Annotated in this window: 4 protein-coding genes; all 4 read right to left on the bottom strand. The window is 69.6% G+C overall.

All coding sequences use genetic code 11. The features are described from left to right. The coding region (locus tag GPA27_RS28030; protein WP_169143690.1) for an ABC transporter ATP-binding protein at positions 1 to 626 on the bottom strand (626 nt) is incomplete at its 3' end. Continuing rightward, positions 623 to 1,372, bottom strand: a complete 750-nt coding sequence (locus tag GPA27_RS28025) for an ABC transporter ATP-binding protein (RefSeq protein ID WP_169143689.1) — start codon at positions 1,370 to 1,372, stop codon at positions 623 to 625. The genes GPA27_RS28030 and GPA27_RS28025, both read right to left, overlap by 4 nt. Continuing rightward, positions 1,369 to 2,346 carry a branched-chain amino acid ABC transporter permease gene (locus GPA27_RS28020; protein ID WP_169143688.1) on the bottom strand — a complete coding sequence of 326 codons (978 nt, stop codon included), beginning with the start codon at positions 2,344 to 2,346 and terminating at the stop codon, positions 1,369 to 1,371. The genes GPA27_RS28025 and GPA27_RS28020 overlap by 4 nt, the downstream gene beginning before the upstream one ends. A gap of 9 nt (positions 2,347 to 2,355) precedes the next feature. After that, a complete protein-coding gene (locus GPA27_RS28015) occupies positions 2,356 to 3,276 on the bottom strand; it encodes a branched-chain amino acid ABC transporter permease (protein WP_169143687.1) in 921 nt (306 codons plus the stop codon). Positions 3,277 to 3,450: the final 174 nt, after the last annotated feature.

The following is a 3,450-nucleotide window of genomic DNA, read 5'->3' as shown; positions in this document are numbered from 1 at the left end:
ATGTGGCGATCGGCGAGCTTCACGAGGCGCTCGACGTACTTGTCCACGACCAGCGTCGTCTGGCCGGCGTCCTTCAGGCGCGCGAGGCAGCGCCAGATCTCCTCGCGGATCACCGGCGCGAGGCCTTCGGTCGCTTCGTCGAGGATCAGCAGGCGCGGGTTCGTCGATAGCGCCCTCGCGATCGCGAGCATCTGCTGCTCGCCGCCGGAGAGCTGGTTGCCGAGGTGGCCGGCGCGCTCCTTCAGCCGCGGGAAGAGCGCGTACAGCCGTTCCAGCGTCCACGGCTCGGCCGCGCCGCTGCGGTTGTCCGCGAAGGCGACGAGATGCTCGCGCACGCTCAGGTTCGGGAAGCACTGCCGTCCTTCCGGCACGATCGCCACGCCCAGACGCGCGATCGCATCCGCGGACAGACCGTGGATCGCCTGCCCGTCGAAGCGGATCTCGCCGCGCCGCGCGCGCAGGCCGCCGATCACCGTCTTGATCGTCGTGCTCTTGCCCATGCCGTTGCGCCCGAGGAGCGTCACGACTTCGGCGGCACGGATGTCGAAGTCGAGCCCGAACAGCACCTGGCTCGCGCCGTAGCCGGCTTCCAGGCCCACGCAGCTCAGCAGCACCGCGCGGCTCATCGCACCTCCTCCACGCCCAGATACACCGCCTGCACCTCGGGGTGCTCGCGGATGTAGGTCGTGTCGCCGGACGCGAGCACCTTGCCGTAGTCCAGCACCGAGATGCGGTCGGCAAGCTGGAACACCGCGTCCATGTCGTGCTCGATCAGCAGGATCGCGGCCTCGGAACGCAGGCGCGCGATCAGCTCGACCATCTGCTGCGAATCCTCCGGCCCCATGCCCGCCATCGGCTCATCCAGCAGCAGCAGCTTCGGCCGCGCCGCGAGCGCCAGCGCGACGTCGAGCTTGCGCTGCACGCCGTGGGGAAGCGTTCCGGCGACCCGATCCAGCCTGTCCTCCAGGCCGACCTTGTGCGCAAGCTCCTGCGCCCGCTCGCGCAAGCCCCCCTCGGCGGAACGCCGTCCGAGACAGCGGAAACTCGACCCGGAATGCGCCTGCACCGCCAGCAGCAAGTTGTCGAGCACGGAGTCGCCTCGGAACACGCTGGTGATCTGGAAGCAGCGCGACAGGCCGTGCCGCACCCGATCATGGGCGCTCATGGTCGTGAGCTCGACGCCGTCCAGCATGATGGAACCCCCGTCGGCCGGCAGCAGCCCGGAGATCAGGTTCACGAGCGTCGACTTGCCCGCCCCGTTCGGCCCGATCAGCGCATGCACTTCGCCCGGCCCGACGGAGAGGCTGACCTGGTCGGTCGCGACCAGCCCGCCGAAGCGCTTCACGAGATCCTGCGCGACGAACAGGCTCACTGGACTGCCCTCCTGCCGTCGAACAACCCCGCGAGCCCGCGCGGCGCGACGAACACGACCGCGATCAGCATCAGCCCCAGCGGCCAATGCCAGTATTCCGTGTACAGCTTCAACACTTCCGACAGCGCGAGCCACACCGCGACGCCCAGCACCGCGCCCCAGCGCCGCCCCAGTCCGCCGAGGACCACCATCACGAGCAGCGTCGCGGATTCCGTCCAGTGCATCGTCGACGGGCTGACGAAGTTGTTGTGGCTCGCGAGCAAGGCGCCGGCGAGCCCCGCGAGTGCGCCCGCGCCGGTAAAGGCGGCAAGCTTCAGGCGATACACCGGATAGCCGAGCGCCTCCATGCGCGTCTCGTTGTCGCGGATGCCGGTGAGCGCGTGGCCGAAGCGCGACACCGCAGCGCGGCTCGCGAACGCGAACACCAGCGCGGCGAGGCCAAGCACGATCCAGAAGAACAGCGCAGCATCGCCCGTCGTGCGGCCGAAGCCCAGCTCCAGCGGCGAATACAGGCCGTAGCCGTCGTCGCCGCCGTAGGCCGACAGCGACACCGCGAGGTAGTACAGCATCTGCGCGAAGGCGAGCGTGATCATCAGGAAATACACGCCGCGCGTGCGCAGCGACACCGCGCCGATCAGCGCGGCGAATGCGCCCGAGACCAGCACCGCTGCACCCCACGCCCCCCACGCCGAACTCACCTCCGCATCGACGAGCGCGACCACCGTGTAGGCCCCCACGCCGATGAAACCCGCGTGACCCAGCGCCGCCATGCCGCCGTAGCCGAGGATGAAGTTGAGGCTGGTGGCCGCGATCATCACGATCAGCATGCGGCGCACGAAGCCGACGTAGTAGTCGAGACCGAGCTGCGCGCCGACAACCGGCAGGAGCGCCAGCGCGACCAACAGCGCCCAAGGCAGCCAGCGCGCAACGCCGTCCGACGACGGGATCGCAGCGGAATGAAGCTTGTCACTCATCGCTGCCCCTCACGCCCGCGCCGGGAACAGGCCCGCCGGCTTCAGGATCAGCACGGCCGCCATCAGCACGTACATCGCGATCCCCGCGAATGCGGGGCCGAGGTCCGCCGCCAGCGCGGGCGGCAGCACCGAGCGCAGCAACGGCGGCAGGAAGGCGCGGCCGGCCGTGTCGACCAGCCCCACCAGCAGCGCCGCGACGAAAGCGCCGCGCACCGAGCCGATGCCGCCGATGACGATGACGACCAGCGCGGGGATCAGGATCGCCTCGCCCATGCCGATCTGCACCGCGCTGATCGGCCCCATCAGCGCACCGGCGAGCGCCGCGAGCGCCGCGCCGAGCGCGAACACGAAGGAGAACACGCGCCCGACGCGCACGCCCATGAACTCCGCCATCTTGCGGTTCGACGCGCCCGCACGCACCAGCATGCCGACGCGGGTGTGATTCACCAGCACGTACAACCCGATCGCGACCAGCAACCCCACCGCCAGCAGCACCAGCCGGTAGGCCGGGTACGGCAGCTCGGGCAGCAATTGCACCGGCCCCGCGAGCGCCGCCGGTGTCGTCGCCATCACCGGCGACGGCCCCCAGATGGCCTTCACCGCGTCGTCGGCGATCAGGATCACGCCGAAGGTCGCGATCACCTGCGCGAGGTGGTCGCGCGCGTAGAGCCGCTTCACGATCAGCGCTTCGAGCACGAACGCCACCAGCACCGTCGCCGCGACCGCGACCAGCACCGCGCCGACGAAGCTGCCGCTCGCCTCATGCACGCGCGCGGCGACGTAGGCGCCGGCCATGTAGAGGGAACCGTGCGCGAGATTCATCGTGTCCATGATGCCGAACACGAGCGTGAGGCCGGCCGCGAGCAGGAACAGCATCAGGCCGAAGCCGAGGCCGTTGAGGAGCTGCTCGAAAACGAAGATCGAATCCATAGGGGAAACTGGCGATAATCCAAGGAGCGATCGCGGTTCCTCCCCCTTCAAGGGGGGCGGAACAGGGGTTTCGGCGAGCACTGCTCGCCGCCTGTGGAGCGGCGAGGCGCAGCCGAGACTACCGGATAGGAGGGGGATGGGTTTCCGGGGGAAGTGCTAGACCCATCCCAACCC

Origin of the sequence: Aromatoleum toluolicum (assembly GCF_012911005.2) — a bacterium.
GTDB classification, from domain to species: domain Bacteria; phylum Pseudomonadota; class Gammaproteobacteria; order Burkholderiales; family Rhodocyclaceae; genus Aromatoleum; species Aromatoleum toluolicum.
Note: the sequence above shows the minus strand (reverse complement) of the source record. Positions and strands in the feature narration are given on the sequence as shown.

Excerpts from the sequence above, each read along its gene's own strand:
- GPA27_RS28020 (WP_169143688.1), bottom strand. The coding sequence starts at position 2,346 with ATGAGTGACAAGCTTCATTCCGCTGCGATCCCGTCGTCGGACGGCGTT.
- GPA27_RS28015 (WP_169143687.1), bottom strand. The coding sequence starts at position 3,276 with ATGGATTCGATCTTCGTTTTCGAGCAGCTCCTCAACGGCCTCGGCTTC.